The sequence below is a fragment of the Lysobacter enzymogenes genome (genome assembly GCF_017168095.1).
Classification (GTDB): Bacteria; Pseudomonadota; Gammaproteobacteria; order Xanthomonadales; family Xanthomonadaceae; genus Lysobacter; species Lysobacter enzymogenes_D.
Window position 1 is genome coordinate 1 of the sequence record NZ_LXSD01000409.1, and the last position, 3,529, is coordinate 3,529.

At 70.0% G+C, this 3,529-nt stretch carries 4 protein-coding genes; 3 read left to right on the forward strand and 1 reads right to left on the reverse strand.

Annotation, left to right across the window (positions count from 1 at the left end; translation table 11 throughout):
- Positions 1 to 88: 88 nt before the first annotated feature.
- The 3 genes from A7A76_RS17425 (at position 89) to A7A76_RS17435 (ending at position 2,635) form a co-directional block, all read left to right on the forward strand.
- Complete coding sequence (locus A7A76_RS17425) at positions 89 to 343, forward strand: WGR domain-containing protein (RefSeq protein WP_074864201.1); 255 nt, start codon at positions 89 to 91, stop codon at positions 341 to 343.
- Positions 344 to 514: 171 nt separating this feature from the next.
- Positions 515 to 1,591 carry a uroporphyrinogen decarboxylase gene (gene hemE / locus A7A76_RS17430; RefSeq protein ID WP_206412394.1) on the forward strand — a complete coding sequence of 359 codons (1,077 nt, stop codon included), beginning with the start codon at positions 515 to 517 and terminating at the stop codon, positions 1,589 to 1,591.
- Positions 1,592 to 1,846: 255 nt separating this feature from the next.
- The gene (locus A7A76_RS17435; RefSeq protein ID WP_206412395.1) at positions 1,847 to 2,635 is read left to right on the forward strand and encodes a heparin lyase I family protein; all 789 of its coding nucleotides are present in this window, start codon (positions 1,847 to 1,849) and stop codon (positions 2,633 to 2,635) included.
- A 19-nt stretch (positions 2,636 to 2,654) separates the two neighbouring features.
- On the opposite strand, the gene A7A76_RS17440 is transcribed toward A7A76_RS17435, so the two are convergent.
- Entirely contained in the window at positions 2,655 to 2,960 is a 306-nt protein-coding gene (locus A7A76_RS17440) for a cupin domain-containing protein (protein ID WP_206412396.1), read from the reverse strand.
- Between the last annotated feature and the right edge of the window lie 569 nt (positions 2,961 to 3,529).

Consider the following 3,529-nt stretch of genomic DNA (forward strand, 5'->3'; position numbering starts at 1 on the left):
GCTGAGGCGGCCGCCGCGCAACGCTGCGGTGCGCGGCCCGCGACGCGCGCCCGCCCGGGCGCGCCCCGGCTGCCGCTACAATCGCCCGGTGCGCCTCCTCCTCCAACAACGGCCCGACGGCCACGAAGCTCCGCGCTTCGTGCAACTGATGCTGCAGCCCGACTTGCTCGGCGGCTGGACGCTGGTGCGCGAAAGCGGCCAGATCGGCGGCCGCAGCACGGTCCGGCGCGAGCAGTTCCTCGACCGCGACAGCGCCTTCGCCGCGCTGGAGCAGGCCCGCGACCAACAGCTCAAGCGCGGCTTCCAGCTGATGTTCAGCCAGGGCGCCGAAGCGCCGCGATGAGGCAGAGCGCGGCGCCGCCGGCCCGGGTGGGACAAACCGCCACTGCCGCCCCTGCGCGGCGACACCCACACTGCCCGCCGCTGTGCCGCGTCGCGCTCCGACGCCCCGCCCCGCTCCAACGCTCCTACCGCCCCGACTTCCCGAACTGAAACCACGGCCCTCGCCCGACCCATGTCCAGCCAGCCCCTCGCCAACGATCGCTTCCTGCGCGCCCTGCGCCGCCAACCCGTCGACCGCACCCCGGTGTGGCTGATGCGCCAGGCCGGCCGCTACCTGCCCGAGTACCGCGCCACCCGCGCCCAGGCCGGCAGCTTCCTCAACCTGGCCAAGAACCCGGAACTGGCCTGCGAAGTCACCCTGCAGCCGCTGCGCCGGTTCCCGCTCGATGCGGCGATCCTGTTCTCCGACATCCTCACCGTGCCCGACGCGATGGGCCTGGGCCTGTACTTCGCCGACGGCGAAGGCCCGAAGTTCGAGCGCCCGATCCGCTCGGCCGCCGACATCGACAGGCTCGGCGTGCCGGACATGGAAACCGACCTGCGCTACGTGATGGACGCGGTGCGCACCATCCGCCGCGAGTTGAACGGCTCGGTGCCGCTGATCGGCTTCTCCGGCAGCCCGTGGACGATCGCCTGCTACATGGTCGAAGGCGGCGGCAGCGACAACTATTCCAAGGTCAAGTCGCTCGCGCTCAACGACCCGGCGGCGATGCACAAGCTGCTCGGCGTGGTCACCGACGCGGTGATCGCGTACCTCAAGGCCCAGCACGCCGCCGGCGCGCAGGCGCTGCAGGTGTTCGACACCTGGGGCGGGGTGTTGTCGCCGTCGATGTACCGCGAGTTCTCGCTGCGCTATCTGCAGCGCATCGCCGCCGAACTGCCGCGCGGCGACGGCGAGACCCGCGCGCCGCTGATCCTGTTCGGCAAGGGCAACGATCCGTACCTGGACGAGCTGGCCGCCAGCGGCGCCGAGGCGGTCGGCGTGGACTGGACCATCGGCCTGGGCGACGCGGCGCGCCGCATCGCCGGGCGCACCGCGCTGCAGGGCAATCTCGACCCGGTGACGCTGTACGCCTCGCCCGAAGCGATCCGCCGCGAAGTCGGCCGCGCGCTCGAGGACTACCGCGCCGGCAACGGCGGTTCGCGCGAAGGCCACGTGTTCAACCTCGGCCACGGCCTGTCGCCGGACATGTCGCCCGAGCATGTCGGCGCGCTGGTCGCGGCGGTGCATGAGTTGAGCGCGCGCTGAGGCGCTCGCGGCTGCGACGAAAGAACCGGCGCCTGGCGCCGGTTTTTTTGAACGTATCCACGCGATCCTCAACATCGGCTCGCAACGGTTCGCACAACCAGTCAATACGCAGTGCGTATTGCGCCGCAGCACGCGCGAAACTCATGAGATATCGTCATATCCGATCCGGCCATGCTGCGGATTCGACTGCGGTTTCCGAGCCTAGAGTGGGTAGTCGCGCCGGCCGGCGCGGCCCCGTCCAGCAGGAACCCGAGCATGCGATCCAACCTTATCCAGGCGTTGCGCGCCGCTGCAGTCCTCGCCCTGTCGCTGTGTTCGCCGCTCGCCGGCGCGCAAGCGCCGTTGCTGAGCGTCGACTACGAAACCGGCACGCCCGACTCGGGCGTCGCCGAACTCACCTTGAGCAACGCCAGCGCCGCCGACGCCGAGTTCGTGACCGCCGATCTTCGCCGTTACCCGAGTCGCTTCGCCATCGGCCACAAGGTCGTGCTCGACGATCCGGCCTACGTCTCCGACGGCGCGCCGCGCAGCGAAGCGGCGAGCAACCGCGCCGCCAACGGCACGTATCGCCCGGGCGACCATCGCCGCTACACCGTGAGCGTGCTGCTCAAGGACTGGGAAGACTGGAACCAGGTCAGCGCGCCGCTGGATATCATCTGGCAGTTCAAGCACGTAAGCGGCGGGCCAGATTTTTCAATCGGAGTGAAGCGCAACGCGTTGGTCCTGCGTTACGGCGCCAGCGGCCAGGTCACCCTGATCGACGACATCCGCCCCTACGACAACCGCTGGATCGACCTGCGCATGGACGTGCTGTGGTCGCGCACGAGCGATGGCTACTTCACCGCCGACGTGCGCCTGGACGGCGAAACCGACTACGTCCGCAAGGCCGACTTGCGCGGTCTGGCTACGTTCGATCCGCGTTTCGCCGGCGAATTCGGTTATCTCAAGTGGGGCCTGTACCGGGCCGATTCGCGCAGCGCTAACGGCGACGCGCGCATCCGCGTAGCCTACCACGACGACATCGCGGCCATCGCATTGCCGTGAAATCCGGCCGGCGATGCGCCTAATGCAGATGCACCGCCAGCCACAGCGAGCCTTCGGCGACCCGCCGCACCGTATGCGGCGTGCCCGCGGGCAGGAACAGATAATCGCCGACGCGCAAGATCACGGTTGCGCCGGCGACATCGAGCTCGGCCTCGCCTTGCAGCAACGCCACCCACTCGTCCTGCGGCTGGGTGTAGCGCGTCGGCTGGATGCGCGCGGAGCTGACGATGCGTTCGACCACGAGATTGCGGTGGCTCAGCAGCGCCTCGAAGCGCTCGCCGTCGATCGGCGCTTGCGCATCGGCGAACAGATTTCCGATCTGCATGATCTGCGGTGACTCCCTGTAGGAGCGGCGCGAGCCGCGACCGCGAACATTCAACTACAACGCAGGCTTGCGGGTGCGGACGGCAGTCACGCGAACGCGAGGCGGCTGGGCGCGGACGGCGATGGGCGGCTTGCGTCGTCGGCGCGGTGGCGCGGTCGCGGCTTGCGCCGCTCCTACAGGGGGCTGGCGATGCCGCGCGCGCTACCTGTAGGAGCGGCGCGAGCCGCGACCGCGGACATTCAACTGTTGCGAACGTTGCGGGTGCGCGCGGCAGTCACGCGAATGCGAAGCGGTCGGGCGCGGACGGCGATGGGCGGTTTGCGTCGTCGGGGCGGTGGCGCGGTCGCGGCTTGCGCCGCTCCTACAGGGGGCTGGCGATGCGGCCTGCGCTACCTGTAGGAGCGGCGCGAGCCGCGACCGCGAAGATTCAACTATTGCGAACGTTGCCAGTGGGCGCGGGAGTCTCGCGAGCGCGAGGCGGCTGGGCACTGACGGCGACGGGCGGTTTGCGTCGTCGGCGCGGTGGCGCGGTCGCGGCTTGCGCCGCTCCTACAGGGGGCTGGCGATGC

Excerpts from the sequence above, each read along its gene's own strand:
- hemE (WP_206412394.1), top strand. The coding sequence starts at position 515 with ATGTCCAGCCAGCCCCTCGCCAACGATCGCTTCCTGCGCGCCCTGCGC.
- A7A76_RS17440 (WP_206412396.1), bottom strand. The coding sequence starts at position 2,960 with ATGCAGATCGGAAATCTGTTCGCCGATGCGCAAGCGCCGATCGACGGC.
- A7A76_RS17435 (WP_206412395.1), top strand. The coding sequence starts at position 1,847 with ATGCGATCCAACCTTATCCAGGCGTTGCGCGCCGCTGCAGTCCTCGCC.